At 66.4% G+C, this 24,625-nt stretch carries 23 protein-coding genes; 16 read left to right on the top strand and 7 right to left on the bottom strand.

Features of this window, described 5'->3' with window-relative positions:
- Nucleotides 1-6: 6 nt before the first annotated feature.
- A complete protein-coding gene (locus tag ABIE08_RS10320; RefSeq protein WP_354550778.1) occupies nucleotides 7-846 on the bottom strand; it encodes a MurR/RpiR family transcriptional regulator in 840 nt (279 codons plus the stop codon).
- A gap of 167 nt (nucleotides 847-1,013) precedes the next feature.
- On the opposite strand from ABIE08_RS10320, the gene ABIE08_RS10325 reads away from it, so the two are divergent.
- The 8 genes from ABIE08_RS10325 (at nucleotide 1,014) to ABIE08_RS10360 (ending at nucleotide 10,777) form a co-directional block, all read left to right on the top strand.
- Nucleotides 1,014-1,832, top strand: a complete 819-nt coding sequence (locus ABIE08_RS10325) for an N-formylglutamate amidohydrolase (protein ID WP_354550780.1) — start codon at nucleotides 1,014-1,016, stop codon at nucleotides 1,830-1,832.
- 194 nt (nucleotides 1,833-2,026) lie between these two features.
- Entirely contained in the window at nucleotides 2,027-3,607 is a 1,581-nt protein-coding gene (locus ABIE08_RS10330) for an amino acid permease (protein WP_354550782.1), read from the top strand.
- A gap of 186 nt (nucleotides 3,608-3,793) precedes the next feature.
- Nucleotides 3,794-5,158, top strand: a complete 1,365-nt coding sequence (locus ABIE08_RS10335) for a glutamine synthetase family protein (RefSeq protein WP_354550784.1) — start codon at nucleotides 3,794-3,796, stop codon at nucleotides 5,156-5,158.
- 30 nt (nucleotides 5,159-5,188) lie between these two features.
- A complete protein-coding gene (locus ABIE08_RS10340; RefSeq protein ID WP_354550785.1) occupies nucleotides 5,189-6,592 on the top strand; it encodes an aldehyde dehydrogenase family protein in 1,404 nt (467 codons plus the stop codon).
- 143 nt (nucleotides 6,593-6,735) lie between these two features.
- Nucleotides 6,736-7,911 (top strand): iron-containing alcohol dehydrogenase, encoded by a 1,176-nt coding sequence (locus ABIE08_RS10345; protein WP_354550787.1) that lies wholly within the window; start codon nucleotides 6,736-6,738, stop codon nucleotides 7,909-7,911.
- A gap of 83 nt (nucleotides 7,912-7,994) precedes the next feature.
- Nucleotides 7,995-8,948, top strand: coding sequence for a sugar kinase (locus tag ABIE08_RS10350; RefSeq protein WP_354550789.1), 954 nt, complete (start codon nucleotides 7,995-7,997; stop codon nucleotides 8,946-8,948).
- Nucleotides 8,945-10,177 (top strand): lipase, encoded by a 1,233-nt coding sequence (locus tag ABIE08_RS10355; RefSeq protein ID WP_354550791.1) that lies wholly within the window; start codon nucleotides 8,945-8,947, stop codon nucleotides 10,175-10,177. Before ABIE08_RS10350 ends, ABIE08_RS10355 begins: the two co-directional genes overlap by 4 nt.
- Nucleotides 10,178-10,186: 9 nt before the next feature.
- Complete coding sequence (locus ABIE08_RS10360; protein ID WP_354550793.1) at nucleotides 10,187-10,777, top strand: protein-S-isoprenylcysteine O-methyltransferase; 591 nt, start codon at nucleotides 10,187-10,189, stop codon at nucleotides 10,775-10,777.
- Nucleotides 10,778-10,962: 185 nt separating this feature from the next.
- Here the strand turns inward: ABIE08_RS10360 and ABIE08_RS10365 are convergent, their stop codons facing one another.
- From ABIE08_RS10365 to ABIE08_RS10380, 4 genes are read right to left on the bottom strand one after another with little or no spacing between them, the layout of a single operon-like run.
- A complete protein-coding gene (locus tag ABIE08_RS10365; protein ID WP_354550795.1) occupies nucleotides 10,963-11,946 on the bottom strand; it encodes a metal ABC transporter substrate-binding protein in 984 nt (327 codons plus the stop codon).
- Nucleotides 11,947-11,979: 33 nt separating this feature from the next.
- On the bottom strand, nucleotides 11,980-12,852 hold the full coding sequence (locus tag ABIE08_RS10370) for a metal ABC transporter permease (RefSeq protein ID WP_354550796.1): 873 nt from the start codon (nucleotides 12,850-12,852) through the stop codon (nucleotides 11,980-11,982).
- A complete protein-coding gene (locus ABIE08_RS10375; protein WP_354550798.1) occupies nucleotides 12,852-13,604 on the bottom strand; it encodes a metal ABC transporter ATP-binding protein in 753 nt (250 codons plus the stop codon). The genes ABIE08_RS10370 and ABIE08_RS10375 overlap by 1 nt, the downstream gene beginning before the upstream one ends.
- A 7-nt stretch (nucleotides 13,605-13,611) precedes the next feature.
- Nucleotides 13,612-13,869: a hypothetical protein gene (locus tag ABIE08_RS10380; RefSeq protein WP_354550799.1), complete on the bottom strand. Its 258-nt coding sequence runs from the start codon at nucleotides 13,867-13,869 to the stop codon at nucleotides 13,612-13,614.
- A 418-nt stretch (nucleotides 13,870-14,287) separates the two neighbouring features.
- Between ABIE08_RS10380 and ABIE08_RS10385 the strand changes: the two genes are divergently transcribed.
- The 6 genes from ABIE08_RS10385 (at nucleotide 14,288) to ABIE08_RS10410 (ending at nucleotide 21,055) form a co-directional block, all read left to right on the top strand.
- On the top strand, nucleotides 14,288-14,788 hold the full coding sequence (locus tag ABIE08_RS10385; RefSeq protein WP_354550801.1) for a hypothetical protein: 501 nt from the start codon (nucleotides 14,288-14,290) through the stop codon (nucleotides 14,786-14,788).
- A 48-nt stretch (nucleotides 14,789-14,836) separates the two neighbouring features.
- Nucleotides 14,837-16,102, top strand: a complete 1,266-nt coding sequence (locus ABIE08_RS10390) for an imelysin family protein (protein WP_354551651.1) — start codon at nucleotides 14,837-14,839, stop codon at nucleotides 16,100-16,102.
- Nucleotides 16,103-16,220: 118 nt separating this feature from the next.
- A complete protein-coding gene (locus ABIE08_RS10395) occupies nucleotides 16,221-17,633 on the top strand; it encodes a multicopper oxidase family protein (protein ID WP_354550802.1) in 1,413 nt (470 codons plus the stop codon).
- An 11-nt stretch (nucleotides 17,634-17,644) separates the two neighbouring features.
- A complete protein-coding gene (locus ABIE08_RS10400) occupies nucleotides 17,645-18,859 on the top strand; it encodes a di-heme oxidoredictase family protein (protein ID WP_354550803.1) in 1,215 nt (404 codons plus the stop codon).
- Nucleotides 18,856-19,959 carry an imelysin family protein gene (locus ABIE08_RS10405; protein WP_354550805.1) on the top strand — a complete coding sequence of 368 codons (1,104 nt, stop codon included), beginning with the start codon at nucleotides 18,856-18,858 and terminating at the stop codon, nucleotides 19,957-19,959. The genes ABIE08_RS10400 and ABIE08_RS10405 overlap by 4 nt, the downstream gene beginning before the upstream one ends.
- The gene (locus tag ABIE08_RS10410) at nucleotides 19,949-21,055 is read left to right on the top strand and encodes a DUF1513 domain-containing protein (protein WP_354550806.1); all 1,107 of its coding nucleotides are present in this window, start codon (nucleotides 19,949-19,951) and stop codon (nucleotides 21,053-21,055) included. The genes ABIE08_RS10405 and ABIE08_RS10410 overlap by 11 nt, the downstream gene beginning before the upstream one ends.
- 206 nt (nucleotides 21,056-21,261) lie before the next feature.
- Here the strand turns inward: ABIE08_RS10410 and ABIE08_RS10415 are convergent, their stop codons facing one another.
- Entirely contained in the window at nucleotides 21,262-22,491 is a 1,230-nt protein-coding gene (locus ABIE08_RS10415) for a cyclopropane-fatty-acyl-phospholipid synthase family protein (protein WP_354550807.1), read from the bottom strand.
- A 248-nt stretch (nucleotides 22,492-22,739) separates the two neighbouring features.
- Here ABIE08_RS10415 and ABIE08_RS10420 point away from each other — a divergent pair, with 248 nt between their 5' ends.
- Entirely contained in the window at nucleotides 22,740-23,375 is a 636-nt protein-coding gene (locus ABIE08_RS10420) for a YjbE family putative metal transport protein (protein ID WP_436409517.1), read from the top strand.
- Nucleotides 23,372-23,956, top strand: a complete 585-nt coding sequence (locus ABIE08_RS10425) for a hypothetical protein (protein ID WP_354550809.1) — start codon at nucleotides 23,372-23,374, stop codon at nucleotides 23,954-23,956. The genes ABIE08_RS10420 and ABIE08_RS10425 overlap by 4 nt, the downstream gene beginning before the upstream one ends.
- Before the next feature lie 97 nt (nucleotides 23,957-24,053).
- On the opposite strand, the gene ABIE08_RS10430 is transcribed toward ABIE08_RS10425, so the two are convergent.
- Nucleotides 24,054-24,551 (bottom strand): L,D-transpeptidase family protein, encoded by a 498-nt coding sequence (locus ABIE08_RS10430; protein WP_354551653.1) that lies wholly within the window; start codon nucleotides 24,549-24,551, stop codon nucleotides 24,054-24,056.
- Between the last annotated feature and the right edge of the window lie 74 nt (nucleotides 24,552-24,625).

Consider the following 24,625-nt stretch of genomic DNA (forward strand, 5'->3'; position numbering starts at 1 on the left):
CCGCGTTCACTCGCCCCGGCGCAGGCGTTCCAGCGCTTCCAGCCGGTCGCGGGCCACGCGGCTCTGCTCGGCCACGGCGGCCGTCAGCGCCTCGGCGAGCAGCAGCAGGCCGGCGCTCGAATCCCACACCGACGGTGCCGGCACATGCGCCGGCAGGACATGGCGGGCGACCTTGGAGATCGGCGAAAGCCAGGGATCGGTGATCAGGATGATCCGCGCCCCCTGCCGGGCCGCACGCTCGGCAAAGACGACGAGATCGTCGGAATAGCGCCGGATGTCGAACAGGACGATCACGTCCTGCTTGCCGATGTCGAGCAGACGGTCGAACCAGGCCGCCGGCTGGCCCTCGATATGCTGGACATGCGGCCGCAGCACGCGCAGATGCGCGGCCATATAGGCGGCGATCGCATCGGTGAAACGGCCGCCCAGCAGATGCAGCGGCCGTCGGGGATCGGCGATCAGCCGCACGGCGGCGTCGAATTCCTCGCGCGGCACGTTCTCCGCCGTGGCGCGGAGATTGGCGATCGCGGCCAGCGCGAACGCATCGAGCGGATCGCCGGCCGGCCGGATGCCGCCCTTGGTCAGGGGCGTGGCGCGCTGCGCCGCCAGTTCCTGCTTCAGCCCGTCCTGGAAGGCGCCATAGCTGGAAAAGCCGAGCTTGGCGATCATCCGCAGCACGGTCGGCGCGCTGACGCCCGCCGCCTCGCCGAAGCGGGCGGCCGTATCGAGCCCCGCCATCGGATATTCGGCCAGCAGGCGATGCGCCGCGCGACGTTCATTTGGCGTCAGCCGCCCGAGATCGCGCCGAATCTGCTCGGCGATCGAAGCCCCATTCCCGCTGTTCATGCCGCTCTGCCGCCGCCCCTGTTGCCGCATCGGAAGGCATTTGACGCCTGCATTTCAGAATTGACGCGCCACACCCACCCTGTAACGTATATTTCAGTTAGGCGGCATCGGGGAGTCGAACGATGTCGCAGCGCCGGTATCAGGCGCGGCGATCGGGGGATCGGGTCATGGCGGATGGCTTGGCAGGCGCGGCAGACGAGGCGGCAGCACCCTTGCTCGCGAGCGACGAGCCGCCCGTGGTCGATCTCCAGGACAGCGCCGGCGGCCCCTTCGTCTTCCTTTGCGAACACGCCTCCAACCGCCTTCCGAAGGCGCTCGGCGACCTCGGCCTGCCGGCCGAGGCGCTGACGCGCCACATCGCCTGGGATCCCGGCGCGGCCGCGATGACGCTGGGCCTCGCCGCCCGGCTTGGCGGCCCGGCGATCCTGCAGAGCTATTCGCGCCTCGTCATCGACTGCAACCGCGAGCCGGGCCTGCCGGACGCGATCACCACGCTGTCGGAAGATACCGCGATCCCCGGAAACCAGGATCTCGGTCCGGATGCGCGGCAGCAGCGCGTCGACGCGATCTGGGCACCGTTCCACGCCGCGATCGACGAACTCGTCGAGGCGCGCATCGCAGCCGGGAAGCCCAGCGTGATCGTCACGCTGCATTCCTTCACGTCGGTCTATCGCGGCGTGTCGCGGCCCTGGCATGTCGGCATCATTTCCAGCGGCGAGCGCAGCTTTGCCGAGGCGATGCTGTCGGCGCTCCGGCGCGATCCCGCGCTGGTGGTCGGCGACGACGAGCCCTATTCGGCGCGCGACAATGTCGACTACACGATCCGCCGGCACGGCTTCGACCGCGGCCTGCCGCACGTCATGATCGAGGTTCGCAACGATCTCGTCGAGAGCGCCACCGATGTCGCGGCCTGGGTCGAGCGGCTGGGCGACGCGCTCCTCGAAAGTGCCGCCGCGCTCGGCCTTTCACCGGCGCAGGAAGACTAAGGGAGACAACGCCGTCCTCCGCGGCGGCGAACGACAAGAACAAGCAGGAAGCAGGGCGGGCCGAACGGCGCAGACCGAAAGCCCGAAACTACCCGAGCGGATACCGCCGCCCGGCACGGAACAAAGGGGAACTTCATCCGATCCGAGACGCAGCCGGGCTGCGGCCGGACGGGCAACAGAGACGGGAGCACTTGATGAGCCATCGCGAGGGGTATTCCGACAGCGACAAGAAGGCGGACATCCATGTCCTCCATTCCATGGGCTACGCGCAGGAGCTCGAACGGCGGATGAGCCGCTTCTCGAACTTCGCCATCTCGTTTTCGATCATCTGCATTCTCTCGGGCGGCATCAATTCGCTCGCCCAGGCGACGTCGGGCGCCGGCGGCGCCGGCATCGGCATCGGCTGGCCGGTCGGCTGCCTGATCTCGGGCGTCTTCGCGCTGGCGATGGCGCAGATCAGCTCCGCCTATCCGACCGCCGGCGGCCTCTATCACTGGGGCTCGATCCTCGGCAACCGCTTCACCGGCTGGGTCACCGCCTGGTTCAACCTGCTCGGCCTCGTCACCGTGCTCGGCGCCATCAATGTCGGCACCTATTACTTCTTCGTCGGCGCCTTCGGCCCTACCTTCGGCTGGGAAGACACGACGACCTCACGCGTGCTGTTCCTCACCGTGCTGACCGGCGCGCAGGCGCTGATCAACCACATGGGCATCGGCCTCACCGCCAAGCTCACCGACTTCTCCGGCTATCTGATCTTCGTCACCGCCGTGGCGCTCGCGATCGTCTGCCTCGCCGCCGCGCCGAGCTATGATTTCGCCCGGCTCTTCACCTTCGGCAACTATTCCGGCCAGGCGACGATGGCCGCCGACGGCACGCTGACCGGCGCGCCGGTCTGGCCGGCCGTGTCGGGCTGGTGGGTTTTCCTGCTCGGCCTGTTGCTGCCGATCTATACGATCACCGGCTACGACGCCTCGGCGCACACTTCCGAGGAGACCGTGAAGGCCGCCCACTCCGTGCCGCGCGGCATGGTGATGTCGGTCGTCTGGTCGGCCGTGTTCGGCTACATCATGCTGTGCTCGTTCGTGCTGATGCTGCCCAACATGGACGATGCCGCCAAGCAGGGCTGGAACGTCTTCTTCTGGGCGATGGACGTCCAGGTGAACCCGACGATCAAGGTCATCCTCTATATCGCGATCTTCCTCTCGCAGTTCCTCTGCGGCCTGGCGACGGTCACCTCGGTGTCGCGCATGATCTTCGCCTTCTCGCGCGATGGCGGCTTGCCGGCCTCGCGGGCGCTGTCCAAGGTGAGCCCGAAGTTCCGCACGCCAGTCGCGGCGATCTGGACCGGCGCGATCCTCGCGGTCCTGTTCGTCTGGGGCTCGTCGCTGGTCTCGATCGGCGACACGCCGGTCTATACGATCGTCGTCTCCTGCACGGTCATCTTCCTGTTCTTCTCCTTCGTCATCCCGATCGTGCTGGGCCTGTTTGCCTATGGCACGGCCAAATGGCCGGCGATGGGGCCGTGGAACATGGGGCGCGGGCTGTTCTCGCTGTTCGCGATCCTGTCCATCATCTCTATGGTGCTGATCTTCTTCATCGGCGTTCAGCCGCCGAACGAATGGGCGCTCTACATCACCATCGGCTTCCTGGTGCTGACGGCGATCATCTGGCTCGCCTTCGAGAACCGCCGCTTCCAGGGCCCGCCGATCGGCGACGTCATCGCCAAGCGGCAGGCCGAAATCGCCGCGGCGGAAAAGGCGGTTGGCGAGATCTGAACCTTGCGGACCGGGCGGCCCACTCGCTGGCCGGTCCCGCCCAAGCGGCATGCTGCCATCCCGGAGGTCCGCCTCCGGCACTGAGGCTCACCGCTTCCTGCCCCGGCCCGAAGGGCTGGAGGGTGGCCGGATCCGATCCGGCTGCCCGCACGCAGAAGCGCTCGACGGATCGAACAAGGAACTGCCATGGCCGGAAACCTGACGCTGAATGAGCTCGAGACGGCAATCGCCGACGGCACGATCGACACGGTGATCGTCGCCTTCCCCGACATGCAGGGTCGCCTCGTCGGCAAGCGCTTCACCGGCCGCTTCTTCCTCGACAGCGCCATCAACGAAACGCACGCCTGCAACTATCTGCTGACCGTCGACATCGATATGGAGCCGGTGCCCGGCTACAAGGCGGCGAGCTGGGAGAAAGGCTATGGCGATTTCGTCCTGAAGCCGGATATCTCGACGCTGCGCCGCATTCCCTGGCTCGAGGGCACGGCGCTGATGCTGGCCGATGTCTGCGACCACCATGGCGAGGACCTGGCGCACGCGCCACGCTCGATCCTGAAGGCCCAGCTGAAGCGGCTCGCCGACCGCGACATGAAGGCGTTCTTCGCCTCGGAACTCGAATTCTACGCCTTCGACGAGACGACCGAGAGCGCGAGCGGCAAGCGCTGGCGCGGCCTGAAGACGATGGGCGACAATATCGAGGATTACCAGATCCTCCAGACGACCAAGAACGAGCCGCTGCTGCGCGCCATCCGCACCGGCCTGATGGGCGCCGGCATCCCGATCGAGAACTCGAAGGGCGAATGGGGCCCGGGCCAGGAAGAGGTCAACATCCGCTATGCGGAAGCCCTCGAAATGGCCGACTGGCACGTCATCATGAAGAACGGCATCAAGGAGATCGCCCATCTCCAGAACCGCGCCGTCACCTTCATGGCGAAGTGGCGCTACGACCTCGCCGGCTCCTCGTCGCACATCCACTCCTCGCTCTGGGATGCCTCCGGCAAGAAAGCGCTGTTCTCCGATCCGAAGGACCCGCTCGGCATGTCGGCGACCATGAAATCCTGGCTCGCCGGCCACCTCGCCCATGCCGGCGAGATGACGGCCTTCCTTGCCCCCTACATCAACTCCTACAAGCGCTTCCAGGTCGGCACCTTCGCACCGACCAAGACCGTCTGGTCCGTCGACAACCGCACCGCCGGCTTCCGCGTCGTCGGCGAGGGCAAGTCGGTGCGCACCGAATGCCGCATCGGCGGCTCCGACCTGAACCCCTATCTCGCCTTCTCGGGCCTGATCGCGGCCGGCCTGCACGGCATCGACGAGAAGCTGGAGCTGGAACCGGCCTTCGCCGGCGACGCCTATTATGCCGCCGACCTGCCCGAGGTGCCGAAGACGCTGCGCGACGCGATCGCAGCGCTGGACGGGTCCAAGGTACTGCGGACGGCCCTGGGAGACGAGGTGGTCGAGCACTATCTGCACACCGCCCGCTGGGAGCAGCACGAATATGACCGCCGCGTCACGGATTGGGAGTTGCAGCGCGGCTTCGAGCGGTATTGAGTCCGCGCCAACGCCGCGAGGAATAGAACTATGAACGCCCCCGTCCTGAAGATCATCACCCCCGTCGATGGCTCGGTCTATGCCGAGCGGCCGCTGGCTTCCGAAGCCGATGTGCTGGCCACGCTCGAAAAGGCCAAGGCGGCGCAGCGCGACTGGCGCGAAGTCGCCATCGCCGAGCGTGAAAAGATGGCAACCGCCTTCGTCGATGCCATGGTGGCGGAGAAGGACAAGGTGGCCGAGCTGATCGCCTGGCAGATGGGCCGGCCGATCCGCTATGGCCATGGCGAGATGCGCGGCTTCGAGGAGCGCGCCCGCTACATGATCGCCATCGCGGCGAAGTCGCTGGCCGATATCGACGCCGGCCCGAAGGAAGGCTTCAAGCGCTATATCCGCCGCGAGCCGCTCGGCGTCTGCCTGAACCTGCCGGCCTGGAACTTCCCCTACATGACGGCGCTCAATGCCGTGCTGCCCGCCATCCTCGCCGGCAACACCGTCGTCATGAAGCATTCGAGCCAGACGGCGCTGGTGGCCGAGCATTTCGCCTCGTCCTTCGCCAAGGGCGGCCTGCCGGCGAACGTGTTCCAGTTCGTCAACATGACGCATGAGACGACCGACAAGGTGATCCGCTCCGGCCTCGTCGACCAGGTCGGCTTCACCGGCTCGACCGCCGGCGGCCGCAACATCATGGCCTCGGTCGCGGGTGCGCCGAACTTCCCGGCCACCTGCCTGGAACTGGGCGGCAAGGATCCGGCCTATGTCCGGCCCGACGTCAACCTCGCCTTCGCGGTCGAAAACATCGTCGATGGCGGCTTCTTCAATTCCGGCCAGTCCTGCTGCGCGATGGAGCGCGTCTATGTGCATGAGGCGGTTTATGACCGCTTCGTCGAGGGCGTCGTCGCCACCGTCAACGCCTACAAGCTCGGCAGCCCGACCGATCCGGACACGACGCTCGGACCCGTGGTGCGCGCCTCGGCGGCTGCGTTCATCCAGGGCCAGATCGACGAAGCCATTCGCCAGGGCGCGAAGGGCCTGATCGACCCCAGCCATTTCCCGGAGGCCAAGGCCGGCACGCCCTATCTCGCCCCGCAGGTGCTGGTCGATGTCGACCATTCGATGCGGGTGATGACGGAAGAGACCTTTGGTCCGGCCTTCGGCATCATGAAGGTCAAGTCGGATGAGGAAGCCATCCAACTGATGAACGATTCCGAATTCGGCCTCACCGCCGCGGTCTGGACCGAGGACCTTGCCGCGGCGGAAGCGATCGGCGACCGGATTGAGACCGGCACGGTGTTCATGAACCGCTGCGACTATGTCGATCCGGCGCTCGCCTGGACCGGCGTCAAGGCAACCGGTCGCGGCGCCAGCCTGTCACAGGTCGGCTACGAGCAATTGACCCGGCCGAAGAGCTTTCACCTTCGCACCAAGACCGACTAAGTCACTTCACCTCCCTGTGGGAGAGGTCGGCCCACAGGGCCGGGTGAGGGTTTACGCCCTATCCGGATACCTCCCTAAACCCTCTCCCACCGGCTTCGCCGTCGACCTCCCCCTCAGGGGGAGGTGAAGCAAAGGATCCCGAGATGCTCGACAACTACGCCTCGCTGAACGCGAACTGGTCCTATCCCACCGCCATCCGCTTCGGCGCCGGCCGGATTGCCGAGCTGCCGGCGGCACTAACGGCGACCGGCATGAAGAAGCCGCTCTTCGTCACCGATCCCGGCCTGGTGGCACTGCCGATCGTGAAGAAGACGCTGGCGATCCTCGACGAGGCCAAGGTCGAATACGCCGTCTTCTCCAAGGTCGACGGCAATCCGACGCTGGCCAATCTGGATGAGGGCCTCGCCGTCTACAAGGCCGGCGGCCATGACGGCGTCGTCGCCTTTGGCGGCGGCTCAGCGATGGATATCGGCAAGACCATCGCCTTCATGTCGGGCCAGACGCGGCCGGTGTTCGATTTCGAGGACCGCGCCGACTGGTGGACCCGCGCCGACCCGAAGGGCATCGCCCCGATCATCGCCGTTCCGACCACCGCCGGCACCGGCTCGGAGGTCGGCCGCGCCTCGGTCGTTACCGATCCGTCCGACCACACCAAGAAGATCATTTTCCATCCGCTGATGCTGCCGAAGATCGTCATCTCCGACCCGGAGCTGACCGTCGACCTGCCGGCCAAGATCACCGCCTGGACCGGCATGGACGCGCTGTCGCATTCGCTGGAGGCGTTCTGCAGTCCGTTCTTCCACCCGATGTCGGCCGGTATCGCGCTCGAAGGCATGCGGCTGGTCAAGGACTGGCTGCCCAAGGCCGTGAAGGACGGACACGACCTCCAGGCGCGCTCGCAGATGCTGATCGCCTCGTCGATGGGCGCGGTCGCCTTCCAGAAGGGCCTCGGCGCGATGCATGCCATGAGCCATCCGAGCTCCAGCCTGCGCGGTACGCATCACGGCCTGACCAACGCCGTCGTCATGCCCTATGTGCTCGCCTTCAACGCCCAGGCGATCGACGCCAAGCTGGCGGCCGCCGCCCGCTATCTCGACCTGCCCGGCCAGAGTGCGTCGAGCTTCGTCGACTGGGTGCTGGCGATTCGCGAGGAACTGGCCATTCCGCACACGCTGAAGGAAATCGGCGTGGATGAAACCGTGCTGCCGGAAGCGGCCCGCATGGCAGAGCTCGACCCCTCGACCGGCGGCAATCCTATCGCCGTGACCGCCGCCGACTATGATCTCCTGTTCCGGAACGCAATCAACGGCAAGCTCTGAGAGCGACTGCACGCGCGGCGTGGTCTTGCACCGCCGCGCGTGACACGCCATGAAGGGCACCATTCGCGTCCGGAGAAACGTCAATGCCGAGCCCTACCGTTCAGAGCCCTGTCACCCAGAGCCCTGACATCGTCTGTATTGGCGAACCCCTGTTCGAACTCAATCAGGCCAAGGGCTCCGAAGCGTTCCTGCCGGGGCATGGCGGCGACACGTCGAACTGCGCGATCGCGGCCGCCCGCCAGGGCGCATCGGTGGGTTATGTGACGGCCGTCGGGGCGGATAATTTCGGCCAGTCCTTCCTCGATCTGTGGAAGAAGGAAGGCGTGGATTTCAGCGCGGTCAAGATCGACCCCGCCGCGCCGACCGGCATCTATTTCGTGACCCACGGCCCCGAGGGCCATGTCTTCTCCTATCGCCGCGCCGGTTCGGCCGCGAGCCGGATGACGCCGGAAGAGTTGTCGCTAGGTTACATTCGCGGCGCCAAGGTGATCCACACCTCCGGCATCAGCCAGGCGATCTCCTCGCAGGCCGCCGACCTCGTCTTCAAGGCGCTGAAGACCGCGCGCGAAGCCGGCGTGCTGGTTTCCTACGACACCAATCTGCGCCTGCGCCTCTGGCCGATCGAGCGCGCCCGCGCCGTCATCCATGCCGCGGCAGCGCTCGCCGATATCCTGAAGACCAGCTCCGACGACGCCTTCGAGCTGACCGGGGAGAAGGACGCCGACAAGATCGCCGACTTCTATCTCGGCCTCGGCCCGAAGATCGTCATCGTGACGCTGGGCGCCGACGGCGCGCTGGTCGCGACGAAGGAAAAGCGCATGGTCATCCCGGCAATCGCGGTAAAGCCGGTGGATGCCACCGGCGCCGGCGACACGTTCGACGGCGCCTTCCTGACGGAATATCTGCGCAGCAAGGACGCCTTCGCCGCCGCGCGCTACGCCAATGCGGCGGCCGGCCTCGCCACCGAAGGCTATGGCGCGGTCGCGCCAATGCCGACGCGCAGCGACGTCGAAGCGGCGCTCCTCAACCGAAAATGACGACAGGCGATCTGGCCAACGCTCCCCTCCGGGAGCCCTCGACGACGGCCGGACGCCCGGTTCGTCGCTGCGTGCTCTATCTTGGCGGCTACGATCCCGTTGCGCCGGAAAAGTTCTTCGCCCGTCAGGCGCGCGAACTCGGCCATTTTCGCACCACCTGGGATGTCGAGGCGACGCCGACCCCGGCCCGTCCGTCGCCGGATGGCCATGTCTGGCGCACCGAGATCGAGACCCGGGGCGACGGCTGGACCGTCGAGACCGATTTTCGCCTGCTCGCCTGGGATGACCTGGTGAAAGGCGACTTTGCCCGGCCGATCTGGCAGCGCATCCCGCTATCCCTCGGGCTGCTGGCCGATTTCCTTGTCTCCGGCACGATCTTTCGCTATTTCCTCGCCGCCTGGCGCTTCGGCCTCTATTTCGTCGCGCCCTTCTTCTTTTCGCTGCTGTTCGTCATCGCCGCCGGAATGGCCGCTGCGCTCGTTCTGCGCATCGATCACCCACTCGCTCCCTGGCTGGCGCCCATTGTCGGCGTGCTCGTCTATGTCGGGCTGATGCGATGGCCCGGAAACCGCTGGTTCGTCAGCCACCTGCTCGATGCGCGCGTCTTCATGGGCGAATATATGCGCGGCGGCAGACCGGACATGGAAGCGCGCGTCGACCGCTTCGCCCGCGAAATCGTCACCGTCGCGGCCGAGCCGGGGCTCGACGAACTGCTGATCATCGGACACAGCCAGGGCAGCGTCTTCGCGCTCGAGGCGCTCGAACGGGCGCTCTCGCTCGATCCGGAAATCACCCGGCGCGACCTGCCGATCTCGGTGATGACGGTCGGGTCCTGCGTGCTGCAGCTCGGCCTGCACCCAGCGGCGAAGCAGCTTCGCGCCCGGGTCCAGCGCCTGCAGGCCGAGGATGGCGTCGACTGGCTGGAATTCCAGACCCTGACCGATGTGGTGAATTTCTACCGGACCGACCCCGCCAGGCTGATGCGGCTCGAGCCCTCGCCGGACCGGGTTTTTCCGCATGTGCTCAATGTGCGCATCCGCGAAATGCTGCAGCCGACCGATTACAGCCGCATCCGCAACAGTCTTTTCCGTGTGCACTATCAGTTCGTCATGGGAAACACGCGCCGCTACTTCTATGATTTCTTCCAGATTTGTTGTGGTCCGATGGTCCTGCGCGAGCGCTTCTCCCTGGCCGAGAAGCCGGCGGCGCGGAACCATACGGAAGCCTGAGGGGACGACATGACGCAATTTGCCGCCACGATGTGCTGGGTCGCCGGATTGGTGATCTGGTTCATCATCCGCCTTCCCCACCAGCGCCGCGCCCGCAAGCATGCGATCGTCGATTCCCGCAATCGCGGCGGCCAGCAGACGCTGGTGGCGATCTCGGTGGTCGGCCTCGGCCTGGTTCCGGGCTTCTGGGCGCTGACCGGCATGGGCGCGCCGAGAGGCGCCAACCTGCCTTTCTCGCCCGCCGTCGCCTATGCCGGCATCGTCGCCGTCATCGCCTATCTCTGGTTCTTCTATCGCAGCCACAAGGATCTCGGCCACAACTGGTCGGCGACGCTGGAGATCCGCGCCAAGCACACGCTGGTGACGAGCGGCGTCTATCACTATGTCCGCCACCCGATGTATGTGTCGTTCTGGCTGATGGCGATCGCGCAGGCGCTTCTGCTGCAGAACTGGTTCGTCGGCCTCGCCGGCATCGTCGGCGTCGGCATACTGTATTTCTTCCGCGTGAAGAAGGAAGAGAAGCTGATGCTGGACACGTTCGGCGGCGTCTATCGCGACTATGCGAGCAAGACCGCGCGGCTGATCCCGTATATTTATTAAAGGGTTAGCCGATCAGGATTACCACCCTCGCCGTCATCCGGGCTTGACCCGGGATCCATCCAGCCGAGGCATGGGGCGTCTCGATCGGCAAGGCTTCGGCGGCATGGATCCCTGCTCTCGCAGGAATGACGTCGAGTGTGGAACGAGCGCCAGCGATTTGCCGGCGCTCGTTGAAACGAAGAAACTCAGTTGGCGTTTATCGCCGCGAGAAGCTTCGCGCCGTTGTTCTCGAACATCTTCAGATAGGTCGGCGCCGGGCCGTCCGGCGGCGACAGCGCGTCGGAGAAGAGTTCGCCGCCGATCGTGACGCCGGTCTCGCGCGCGATCTGGTTCAGCAGGCGCGGATCGGTGATGTTTTCGGCGAACAGCGCCGTGATCTTCTCCGCCTTGATCTGCCGGATGATCTTGGCAACGTCGGCGGCCGAGGCCTCGCTCTCCGTGCTCACGCCCTCCGGCGCGACGAACTGGATGCCATAGGCATCGGCAAAGTAGCCGAAGGCGTCATGGCTGGTGACGATCTTGCGCCGCTCGGCCGGCACCTTGGCGAATTCCGCCTTGAAGTTCGCGTCGATCGCCTTCAGCGCGGTGGCCAGCTCTTCACCCTTGGCCTTGTACTCCGCCGCGTGCTCCGGGTCGGCGGCGGAGAGCCCGGCGACGATGTTCTGGACATAGAGCACGCCGTTCAGCGGGTTCTGCCAGGCATGCGGATCGACGCTGTGCGAATGGCCCTCATGCGCCGCGTGGTCGTGGCCGTCATGGTCGTGACCCGCCTCGGCCTTGGCGTCCGGCTTGTCGTGGTCATGCCCCTCTTCTTCCTCCGCGCCGGTCCAGGCGATCGGCTTGACGCCTGCGGTGGCAATCACCTTCTCGCCCTTGAAGCCGGAGACGTTGATCAGCCGGCCGAGCCAGCCTTCGAGGCCGAGGCCGTTCTCGACCAGCACTGCCGCGCCGCCCATCGCCTTGGCGTCCGCCGGGCTCGGCTCGAAGGTATGCGCGTCGCCATTCGGGCCGACCAGCGTGCGGACCTCGACATGGTCGCCGCCGATCTCGGTCGCGAGATCGCCGAGCACGGAGAAGGTCGCGACGACCTTGAGCTTGTCGGCGGCCTGGGCCGGCAGCGCCGTGCTCAGGGCAAGCGCCGCCGCGATGAGCCAAAGACTTGACTTCATTTGGGTAGTTCTCCTGCATTGGAAACGTAGAATTCAGCCCCTCAGGTGCCTTGCCCGCAGGGCCTGGCTGGCAAAGCTGCCATGGCGGCCCGCGAGTATGGAGAGAGCGTGGATCGCACCGGCCGCCAGGATGATGGCCGGCGAGGTCGGCAATTCGGCGTGATAGGAAACCAGCAGGCCGACCAGCGACGACACGATGCCGATGATGGCCGAGGCGCCGATCTGGCCGGGCACGGTCTCGCTCCAGAAGCGGGCCGAGGCGGCGGGAAGGACGATCAGGCCCACCACCATCAGCGTGCCGAGCGCGTTGAAGCCGCCGACCAGGTTGAGCACGACCAGCGCCAGGAAAAGGAAATGCGCGAGCCCGCCGGCGCCGCCGACGCTCTTCAGGAAGCCGGGATCGAAGCATTCCGCGACCAGCAGCCTGTAGATCAGCGCCAGCGTCAGCAGCGTCACGGTCGCAATGCCGCCGATCAGGTAGATCGACGGATCGTCGAGCGCCAGGACGTTGCCGAACAGCACATGCAGCAGGTCGATGTTCGAGCCCTTGATCGAGACGATCATCACGCCGAGCCCGAGCGAGACGAGATAGAAGGCGGCGAAGCTCGCATCCTCGCGCAGCGGCGTGGTGCGGGCGATGGCGCCGGCGCCGAGCGCCACCAGCAGGCCGGCCGCGACGCCGCCCACCGTCATCGCGAACAACGAGAAGCCCGACAGCAGGAAGCCGATCGCGGCACCCGGCAGGATCGCATGTGCCATCACATCGCCCATCAGGCTCATGCGGCGCAGCACCAGGAACACGCCGATCGGCGCGCCGGAGATCGACAGCGCCAGGCACCCCATCAGGGCGCGGCGCATGAAGCCGAATTCGATGAACGGCCCGAAGAGAAGATCATAAAGGGCCATCAGGCGGGCATCTCGCACAGTTCGGCATTGTCTTCGAACGCCTCGTGCAGATGCCGGGCGCGGGCGAGATTGGCGTCGGTCATCACCTCGGCCGTCGGGCCCCAGGCAACTTTTTCACGCGCCAGAAGCAGCGTTTCGGGGATGCGCTCGCGCACGATGTCGAGGTCGTGCAGTACGGTGACGACCGTGCGCCCCTCGCCATGCCAGCTTTGGATCAGCGCCAGCAATTCCTCGGTCGTGCGCGCGTCGATCGCCGTGAACGGCTCGTCGAGCAGGATCAGGTGCGTGTCCTGCAGCAGCAGCCTGGCGAATAGGGCGCGCTGGAACTGACCGCCCGACAGCGTGCCGATGATGCGGTCCTCGAAGCCGGTCAGCCCAACCGAAGCCAGAGCTGCCTCGACCGCGCCGAGCTGCTTGCGGCCGATCGACGAGAAAATGCCCGCCTTGCGCCAGAGACCCATGGCCGCGACGTCGAGCACGCGCATCGGAAAGGAACGATCGAGCGCGCTCTGCTGCGGCAGATAGCCGATATCGGAGCGGCCGACGCCGTCGAGCGCGATGCGGCCACTATCCGGCTTGATCAGGCCGACGATGCCCTTGAGCAGCGTCGACTTGCCGGCGCCGTTCGGGCCGAAGATCGCGGTGAACGAGCCGGGGGTGAACGTGCCGGACAAATGATGCACCGCCGGATGACGCCGGTAGGACAGCGTCAGATTGTCGAGGCGGATGGAGGGAGCGTTGCGTTTCAGCATGTCGGCCTCAGGCGATCGCCCAGAAGATGCCGAGCCAGATCAACCCGATCAGCAGCACCGCGATCACCAGGCGCTCGATCGCCGAGGCGAGGAACATCGAATGCTTGTAGGCGCGCGGAATGGTGACGGCGTCGTGCGGCGCGGCGTGCTCACGGCCGGCGGGATGCGCATGACCATGGCTGTGACCATGATGGGGATCCTGCCCGTGCGCCGGGGCGGGGATGGTTCCGCCCTTCGTCGCTATGCCTGAGTTCGCGTTTGCCATGGCTGGTCCGTCTCGCTGCCGATTGCCAGATGTTATGTTATATCGTTTCACACGATGCAAGAGCCACGCGGCGGATTTTTCAGATGGGCGACCGCGACAGAGTCGCAGGACCGTCGCGGTGGGGATCGCCTGCGCGGTGATCGATATCTCAGGACTGCCGAAGTCGTCCTTGCCAATTCCGCAGGCCGATCAAGAACTCAGCGCCAGAGCGACCTCGAATACTGGAATTAGAATAATTTCAAGGTGTTACATATTCTTGACTCACCTGGCCAAGAGGTCCAAACGTCGCCCATCCGCGCCACGATCGGTGGACGCTTTAACAACAGGCCTCCTGTTGATTGGAGTGGACGATGGATTTCACCTTCCCCCGCGCAGAGCCGCATTCGGCCCGGCGCGCGCATTCCAAGGATAAGCGCTGATGGCGACGCGCCTGCCTTGTGGAGCCACCCAACGCTATCTTGAGCGGCAGCCGGAAAAGCTCGTTGTCGAGGGCTTGCGCCGCTGGATGCAGGGCTGCGAGCGCGGATCGGCGACCTGCTGGGAACTGGCCGCGAGCCTCTATGCCGAGGAACTGGGTTCGGCCGAGGGCCGGCGCGTGCTTGGCGCGCTGGCGCACTGGGTCGAAGCGCTGCGCAGCTGGATGGACCGGCCCCCCGGCCTGTCGCCCTCGCACTGCCCGCGCCTTTGCCTCGACGAATGCTGCGCCGTCTCGATGATCGCCGCCTGCCAGAACCATGACGAAGGCAGCCTGCTCGAGGCCATGGAGCGGCTGATCCTGCCGGAGGGCCATGCCGAGGTCGTCCGCGCCACCCGGAACTTCGCCGAAGCCCTCGCCGATACCGGCCAGATCCTCATCCCGGTCCCGCAGGCCGTGATCCACGAGATCGCCACCCGCCCCTGCCGCCGGCTGTTTCACTGAATTCACCGCACCCATTCACGCACGGAGACGATTGTGAACCTCAAGAAGATGCTTCTCGCCGCCACGGCGGTGCTCGCCCTGTCAGGCGCCGCGCCCGTCCTGGCCGCCGACGCCCCGGCCGCCAGCGCCGTGCTCAAGACCTATGGCGACATCGCGCAGGCGAAGTATGAAGACGCGCTGGCCGGCGCCAAGGCGCTGAACGTCGCCGTCGACGCGCTGATCGCCAACCCGACCGATGCGACGCTGGCCGCCGCCCGCGATGCGTGGAAGGCTTCGCGCCCCGCCTATCAGCAGACCGAGGTCTACCGCTTCGGCAATGCCATCGTCGACGATTGGGAAGGCCGCGTGAACGCCTGGCCGCTCGATGAAGGCCTGATCGACTATGTCGACGCCAAGTCCTATGGCGACAGCTCGGATTCGAACCCGCTCTATGCCGCCAACGTCATCGCCAACAAGACGCTGCAGATCGGCCCAGACAAGGTCGACGCGACGGTGATCAATGCCGAGCTTCTGCACAAGCTGCAGGAAGCCGGCGACGTCGAGGCGAATGTCGCCACCGGCTATCACGCGATCGAGTTCCTGCTCTGGGGCCAGGACCTGAACGGCACCGGTCCGGGCGCCGGCAACCGTCCCGCGACCGATTACGACACCAAGAACTGCACCAATGGCAATTGCGACCGCCGCGCCGCCTTCCTGAAGGCAGCCACGGACCTGCTGGTCGCTGATCTCGAAGAGATGGCCGCGAACTGGAAGGCCGATGGCGAGGCGCGCAAGCAGCTGGCCGCCAAGGGTGACGAGGGCGGCCTCGCCACCATCCTCACCGGTATCGGCTCGCTCTCTTATGGCGAGTTGGCCGGCGAGCGCATGAAGCTCGGCCTGATCCTGCACGATCCGGAAGAGGAGCATGACTGCTTCTCCGACAACACGGCCAACAGCCACTATTACGACCAGGCTGGCATGGTCGCCGCCTGGCAGGGCAAGTACACCCGCACCGATGGCTCGGTCGTCGAGGGCCCGAGCATCCGCGAACTGGCGGCTGCCAAGAACGCCGACGCCGCCAAGCGCGTCGACGAGGCGCTGGCTGTAACCACCGCCAAGATGCAGGTCCTCAAGGACACGTCCGACAAGGGCGAGGCCTATGACCAGATGATCGGCCCCGACAACGCAGCCGGCAACGCCATCGTCCAGGCGGCGATCGACGGTCTCGTCGGCCAGACCCGCGCGGTCGAAGCCGTCGTCGCGGCGCTCGGCCTGAAGATCGAGGTCGAAGGTTCCGACAGCCTCGACAACCCGGCCGCCGTCACCGCCGATTAACGGTCACAATTGGCCCCTATTGCGGGCCGCAATTCCGGCGTGGCCACCTTCCGTGGCCACGCCACCAGAGCCCCCGATCATGATCTCGCGCCGTTCCGTCCTTCTCGGTTCCGCTGCCATGGCAGGCTCCGTCCTGTTTGGCCGGCCGGGGAGCGCTCCCGCCTTTACCCGCCCGCTGCCGCCCACGGCTCCGGTCGGCGCGGAAAGCGTCGTCTCGCTCCAGCTGAGGGCGGCCGAGCGCCAGCTTTCGCTGCCCTGCTTCAACGGCAAGAGCCTGCCGCTCTGGACCTTCACCGACGCAGCGCAGCCGCCCGTCGTGCGCGTGAAGCTCGGACAGCGCCTCAACACCCATCTCGTCAACGGGCTGACCCGGCCGGGCGAGCATGTCTCGATCCACTGGCACGGCATTCGCCTGCCCAACGACCAGGACGGCGTGCCCTATCTGGTGCAGCCGCCGGTCGAGCCGGGCGAGAGCTACGACTATTCCTTCGTGCCGCCCGACACCGGCACCTTCTTCTTCCACACCCACTGCAACTCGGCCGAACAGCTCGGCCGCGGCCTGATCGGCATCCTGATCGTCGAGGGTGACGCGCCGGAGCCTTATGACGCCGACGAACTGGTGGTGCTGAAGGACTGGCGCATCGACGAGGCCGGCACCGGCTTCCTGCCTTTCCTGACCCAGGAGGGCGCCGGCAAGGCCGGCACTTTCGGCACGGTGCGCAGCGTCAATGGCGCGATCCTCCCCGACATCACCCTGCCGGCCTCCGCCGATGTCCGCCTGCGCATCGTCAATGTCGACCCGACCCGCCTGACCGAGATCGGCATTGAAGGCGCCGAGGCCGCGGTGGTGGCGATCGACGGCATTGCCTGCCCGCCCTTCCCGCTGCGCTCCTGGCGCATGGGGCCGGCGATGCGCGCCGACCTGATCGTCCGCACCCCGGCGGATGGCGGCACGGCGACGCTGGTCGATTATTTCGCCGCCAAGCCGGTGCCGCTCGCCCATCTCGTCGCGCAGGGTCCAGCGCGCCGGAAGGGGCCGTTCGATCCGGCGCCGCTCGCCGCCGGCCGGATTCCCGCGCCCGATCTTGCGAACGCGACGCGGTTTCCGATCACTTTCTCCGCTACCGCGACTGGCGCGGCCGTCGCCGATCTGGTCGCCGATGGTGCGCCGCTCGGGCCGCTTTGCCTTTCGGAGAGCAATCTCTGGGCGATCAACAAGGCGTCCTGGCCGAGCGACATGCACCAGATCCCGCCGCCCATGGCGACGCTGGAACGCGGCAAGACCTATATTTTCGAGCTGCGCAACGTCACGCCGCACATGCACCCGATCCATTTGCATGGCCACAGCTTCAGTGTGCTGAAATCGAACCGCCGCGACCTGCCGGAGCATCACGCCGATACGGTGCTGCTGCTGCCGAAGGAGCGGATGGAGATCGCCTTCGTCGCCGACAATCCCGGAAAATGGATGCTCCACTGCCACATCATCGAGCATCAGGAGACGGGCATGATGGCGTGGTTCGAGGTCGCGTGAGGATCGCGCCGATGCGCCTGCGCCACGCCCTTCTCACGCTCGCTTTGTTAACGGCGCTGCCTGCGCTCGCCACGGCCGATGGGCTGGACGCGGCGATCGGAAAGGCGCTGTTCGACCGGATCTGGGTGCAGGCCCCCTCCTCGACGCTCGCCAATGACGGGCTGGGGCCGCTGTTCAACGAGAAGAGCTGCGCCAGCTGTCATTCCGGCAAGGCGCTCTCGGCCAAGCTCACCGTGCAGCCCGATGGCACTCTGGCGCAGCGCGGTCTGGCAACGCGTCTTGGCGATGCGCAGGGCGTCACCGACCCGGTCTATGGCCGCCAGATCCAGCCCCGCGCCGTCTCCGGCCTGATCAGCGAAGGGACGGTCACCTATGCGCTGCCGGACGTGGCCGGCGGGCCGCTGGCCGTCATCTTCGCGCCGACCCGAGGCGATATTGCGCCCGAGACCCGCCTCGGCCCCCGCCAGGCGCCCTCGCTGCGCGGCATCGGCCTGATCGAAAAGGTGGATGAGGCCGCCGTGCTGGCGCTCGCCGATCGCAACAGGACGCACCCCGACGGCATTGGCGGCCGGCCGCATTTCGTGCAGGTCGACGGCAAGCCGGTGCTCGGCCGCTATGGCTGGAAAGCCTCCGCGCCGAGCCTGAGCCAGATGACCTCCGACGCCTTCATGCTCGATATCGGCATGTCGAGCCCGCTGGCGCCCTTCCCGCATGGCGATTGCACGAAGGCCGAGCCCGATTGCCTCGCGGCTCCCGATGGCCGAAGCCCGACCTTCGACAATGAAGAGATCTCCGGCGAGATGGTGCGGCTGCTCAACGCCTATCTGAAAAGCCTCGCCGCGCCGAAGCCGGTCGATCCGCCGACGCCCGGCGCTGCCCTGTTCGCTTCGGCCGGCTGCGCCGCCTGCCACGTGCCCAGCCTGCCGGCCAAGGGCGGCGGCACGGTCGCGATCTACAGCGACCTGCTGCTGCACGACATGGGCCCGGCCCTCGATGACGGCGTCGGCGAACCGGGCGTTGCCTCGTCCGAATGGCGCACGGCACCGCTTACCACCCTAGCCTTTCGCAAGGATGCCGACCGACGCTACCTGCATGATGGCCGGGCCGGCACACTCGATGAGGCCATCCGCGCGCATGGCGGCGAAGCCACGGCCGCCAAAACACGCTATGAAGCCCTTGTGGCGGCCGACCGGGCCGCGCTCGTCGCCTATCTGGAAACGCTATGATCGCGATCACCAAACGCCTGCTGCTGCTGTCGCCCCTGCTGCTCGCGGCACGGCGCGCCTTCGCGCAATCCGGCGACGCACCGGCCAAGCCCGGTCCCAGCACGGAGGCGCTGGACAAGGTCGCGAAGAAGGCGATCGACGACTATTTCATCCCGTCCTATGAGGCGCTGCGCGACGCGACGGCCAAGCTGGTCGCGGCGATGAGCGAGAGCTGCACGAACCCGACTGCGGCGCCGAGTGAAGCGGTTCGCGCCGCCTTCACCGCCGTGCTGCAGGCCTGGGCGCATGTCGATTTCCTGCGCTTCGGACCGATGGCCGAAAAGGCCCGGCTGGAGCGCTTCTCCTTCCTGCCGGATCCGCATGGGACCGGCGCGCGCCAGTTGCGCCAGATCCTGGCAAAGCCCGATCCGGCGCTGCTCGAGCCCGGCGCGATCGCCCGGAAGAGCGCCGCCGTGCAGGGCATGCCGGCCTTCGAGGCACTGGTCTTCGGCGCGTCCGACGATAGCGAAACCTCCGCCTATCGCTGCCAGCTGGCACTGCGCATCGCCGAGAACCTCAACCTGATCGCCACCGAAGCGGTGACGGAATGGACGCGCCAGGGCGGCTGGCGCGATCTGATGCTGAGCCCCGGCGGCGCCAACATCGTTTATCGCGACGCGACCGAACCGCTGGTCGAAATCCTGAAGGCGGTTGTCACCGGCCTGCAGCAGATGCGCGACCAGCGCCTTCTGCCGGCGCTGGGCAAATCGATCGAGACAGCGAAGCCCGGCCGTGGCGCCTTCGTCAAATCCGGCGAGACCTTCGCCTACCTGAACGCCTCCGCCGATGCGATCGACCGGCTGGTCGAACGCTCCGACGTGTTCAGCCTGACGCCCGCCCAGGCCGCGACGCTGCTGGCCGCCACCGAAGCGGCGATGACCGATTTCCGCCAGTCGATCGATATCGGCAAGCCCTGGTCGGAAGCACTGGCCGACCCGGCCAGCTATGCCCGGCTGCAGCATGCCTTCGAGGTGCTGAAGACGGTCGAGGACATCTTCAATTTCCGGTTCGCGGAGGCGGCGGGCATCTCGCCGGGGTTCAATGCGCTCGATGGCGACTGAGGCGAGCGGCATACGCGGCCTGGCGGGACGCGCGCTGCGCGCGATCCTGCCCTTTGCCCGCGAAGAAGGCGGCGCTACGGCGCGGCAGGTTTTCGTCTCCTCGGTCCGCGTCGGCCCGCGCCAGCATGAACTGCTTCTCATCGACGAGCGGGGCGCCTCGGTCGGCCGAATGAAGCTCGCCGGCCGCGCGCATGACATCGCCATCGATCCCGAGCGCAAGCGTCTTGCCGTCTTTGCCCGCCGGCCCGGCTATTTCGCCGTCATCGTCGACGCCCAATCCTGCACGCCGCTGGCGACGATCACACCGCCCGAGGGACATCACTTCTTCGGACATGGCATCTTCTCCGCCGATGGCCGCCTGCTCTACGCCACCGAAAACCGCTTCGGCGACGATCGCTCGCGCGGCGTCGTCGGCATCTATGATGCGAGCGGCGAGAGCTATGATCGGATCGGCGAATTCGAGACGCATGGCGTCGATGCGCATGAAATGCTGCTCGCCGGCGATGGCCGCACGCTGGTGATCGCCAATGGCGGCATCGAGACCCATCCGGATTACGGCCGGCAGAAACTCAACCTCGCCGAGATGCGACCGTCGATCGTGCGCATCGATAGTGAGACTGGCGACCTGCTCGACGAGACGGTGCTGGATGGCTCGCTCAACCGGCTTTCCATGCGCCACATGACCTTCGATGGCGCCGGTGCCGTGTGGTTCGGCTGCCAGTGGGAAGGCGAGCGCGGCGTCCGCCCGCCGCTGGTTGGCCGCATCGGCAGGGACGGCAAGGCGAAGCTGATGGCCTTTCCGGACAAGGTAGCGCCGCTGGCCCGCAACTATATCGGCTCGGTCGTGGCGAGCCGCGACGGCTCGACCATTGCCACCTCGTCGCCGATCGGCGGCCAGGTGTTCTTCTGGGATGCGTCCAGCGGCGATTTTCGCGATGTCGTGGCATTGCCGGATGGCTGTGGCGTCGCCGCGACAGAAGGCGAAGCGTTTTTGGCGACCGCCGGCGACGGCCGGGTCATGCGCGCGGAAGGCGGCAGGCTGACGCCGGTCGCGAGGCGCGATGCCCAGTTCGACAACCACCTAAGACGGATCTGAAGGTATGCACGGGTTCTTCACCTCTCCCTGAGGGAGAGGTCGACGGCCTAAGGCCGGCGGGTGAGGGTTTACGGCCTATCCGGCTTGGCGCTTCAAGGGGGTGCCGGCGGTTCTATCCTGCGGGTTCCCTAAACCCTCACCCGGAGCTTCGCTCCGACCTCTCCCTCAGGGAGAGGTGAAGGATAGCGAGCGCTCCATCGAGCCCCCTACTCCGCGTGTACCGCCGCCAGCCGGCGTTCCTCGTCGACGATGTAGTCCCGGATCACCGGGACGTCGTCGCGCTGCTTGGAAAGCAGCATCTGGAACACGAAGTTCGAACCGTGCAGGAATCCGAGCTCGACCGAGGCCAGATAGAAATCCCACATCCGGCAGAAGCGATCGCCCATCATGGCAACAGCTTCCTCCCGCTTCGCCTCATAGGCCAGCCGCCAGTCGCGGATCGTCCAGTAATAGTGCAGCCGCAGGCTCTCCATGTCGGCGCACCAGGTTCCCGTCCGCTCCAGCGACGCGAACACTTCCGACAGCGCCGGAACATAACCGCCGGGGAAGATGTATTTGCGGATGAACGGCGCCGTCGTCCCGGGCGGCGACATCCGGCCGATGCAATGGACGAGCGCGAAGCCGCCCGGCTTGGTCAGGCGCTGGATGGTCTCGAAGTAATTGTCGAAGTTCGAGACGCCGATCGCCTCCATCATGGCGATCGAGACCACGCGGTCATAGCTGCCTTCGAGATGACGATAGTCCTGCTCGAGGAAGGTCACCTTGTCGGCGACGTTTTCTTCGAGCGCCCGCGCCCGCGCCACGCCGATCTGCTCGGGCGAGAGTGACACGGAGGTGACGCGCACGTCGTAATTGCGCGCGAGGAAGGTCGCGAGCGCGCCCCAGCCGGAACCGATCTCGGCGATATGCATGCCCGGCTCGAGCTTCAGCTTGGCGGCGATGTGGCGAAGCTTGTCGATCTGCGCCTGGTGCAGCCCGACATCCGGCGCGGTATAATAGGCACAGGAATAGGTCATCGTGTCGTCCAGCCAGAGTCGGTAGAACTTCGGCGGGATATCGTAGTGATGCTTGATGTTCTCGGCTGCGCGCGGGATCGAGTTGCGCTGCTGGCTGCGGCGCAGCGTCCGCCAGACCTTGCGCAAGCCCTTCTGGATCGGATGCGCCGCGAGCCCGCTGCGATTGACCGAGAATAGCGACAGCAGGTCGAACGCCGTGCCGCCGTTCTCGACCGTCATCCGCCCGTCCATATAGGCTTCTGCAGTCTTCAATTCGGGATTGAGGAAGATCTCGCGCTCGACCTTCTTGTCGGCAAAACGGATCGTGACGTCGGGACCGTTTTCGCCGGACCCGAAGACATGCCGCTTGCCCTCATGGTCGAGCACGGTGAGGCGGCCATTTCGCACGAACCGCTTCAGCAGATGAGATAACAGGCGCATGCGCACTCCCCCGTCCGATGAATAGGATCAAAGCGGCTCCATGACGTTTGTGCAACCGGAAAGCGTACGGCCCGGAGCTCCGACGGCGTCTCGACCCCGCAAGCTCAGTAAACGGGGCAACCCGCACGCGCCGCCGCGCATTGGAACGGCAGCCGTACCCGCGGGTGACCGGCTTTCGCTGGACATTCGGATCGTCGTGCCCCAGATGTGCAGAACCCACCCATGACCTCCCCGAGGCTTCACCTCTGATGGATTTTGTAGCTGCCGAGTTGGTCGCGCTTGCGACCGTCGTCCTCATCGACCTGGTCCTTGCCGGCGACAACGCGATCGTCGTCGGCATGGCGGCGGCCGGCCTGCCGAAGGACGTCCGCAAGAAGGCGATCATCGTCGGCATCGCGGCGGCGGCGGTCCTGCGCATCATCTTCGCCCTGTTCGCGACCAAGCTGCTCGGCATTATCGGTCTGACGTTGGCGGGCGGCATCCTGCTGCTCTGGGTCTGCTGGAAGCTCTGGCGCGAGATCCGCACCGACCATGACGCCGAGGCCGCCGAACAGCAGGCGGCGATCGCCAGCGCCGAGGGCGCGCCCGGCAAGACCTTCAAGCAGGCGATCACGCAGATCATCATCGCCGACGTGTCCATGTCGCTCGACAACGTGCTGGCGGTCGCTGGCACCGCGCGCGAGCACACCTGGGTGCTAGTCGTCGGCCTGGTGCTGTCGGTGGCGCTGATGGGCGTCGCCGCCAATTTCGTCGCGCGCCTGCTGAAGAGGATGCCGTGGATCGCCTATGTCGGCCTGGCCGTCATCGCCTGGGTGGCCTTCAAGATGATTTTCGATGGCGGGCTGGAAGTGTTCCACTTCGCTGATGTCGCCGGGGTATTTTGAGCGCCGCGCCGCGCGCTCCTTCCTCCCTGCTGCCGCTGGCAGCCATCGCAGCCGCCTTTGCCTGGAGCTTTGCCGAGGCGACGGTCTTCTTCATCGTCGCCGACGTGCTGCTGACCTTCATCGCCATCGCCATGGGCCTGCGCGTCGCCCTGCTGGCCTCGCTCGCGGCGGCGATCGGCGCGGCCTGCGGCGGCATGATCATGTGGCGCCATGGCCTGGTCGATCCCGTCGCCGCGACAAACCTCCTGGCCGCCGTGCCCTTCGTTTCCGCCGGGATGATCGCCAAGGGCATGGCCAGCATGGCAAGCGCGGACTGGCCGCTCGCCATGCTGCGCGGGTCGGTCACCGGCATTCCCTACAAGGTCTACGCGGTCGCCGCCGGCAAGGAGGGCCTGACCGCCCTGCTCTTCTTCGGCGTCACGATACCGGTGCGCCTGCTGCGCTTTGCCGTGGCAAGCAGCCTCGTCGCCGCGATCGACGCACCGCTCCGCCGGCGCTTCGACCTCAGGCGTCGGCTGATGCTGCTCGCGACCTTCTGGCTACTGTTCTACGGCGAGTTCGCGTGGCGCTGGTTCAGCTAGGGCCTTTTGCCGTTTCTTTGAAACGGCGCAACGCTCCAACTCCCGTTGGGGCGCGTTTTCTGGACGCGAACCGATACCCACTTCGCTCGAAGACGCTCTAGCTTCGGATTTCGATCGGCGTGCCGTTCGGCACCTTCGACCAGATCTCCTGCATCTCCTTGTTGGTGACGGCGATGCAGCCGTCTGTCCAATCCCAGAGATGATGCACCGGCCCCAGCCAGCCCCAGCCGTTTGGCAGGCCGTGGATCATGATGTTGCCGCCGGGCGAGTGACCCGCCGCCTCGGCCGCGGCCCGGTCCGCTTCGTTGGGATAGGAGATGTGCAGGCTGATATGCGCCATCGATTTCGGATTGCGCCAGTCGATGGCATAGACGCCTTCCGGCGTCTTCTGGTCGCCCTCGCGGCGCTTGGGGCCGGCATCGGCGGCGCCGCCGAGCGAAATGCGATAGGTGGCGAGCACGGCATCGCCCTGGCGCAATTCAAGCCGCCGGTCCGACTTGTCGACGATGATCCGGTCGGCCTGCCGCTCGCCAGACGCCATGGACGGCACGGGCCCCGAGCCGATGCGCGCCATGCCGTGGTGATAGCCCAACATGCCGGTGACCAGCACGATGGCGATGGTGGCAACCCGAAACCAGACGCGCACACGAACCTCGAAAACAACCGAAA

Source organism: Kaistia defluvii (assembly GCF_040548815.1).
GTDB classification, from domain to species: Bacteria; Pseudomonadota; Alphaproteobacteria; order Rhizobiales; family Kaistiaceae; genus Kaistia; species Kaistia defluvii_A.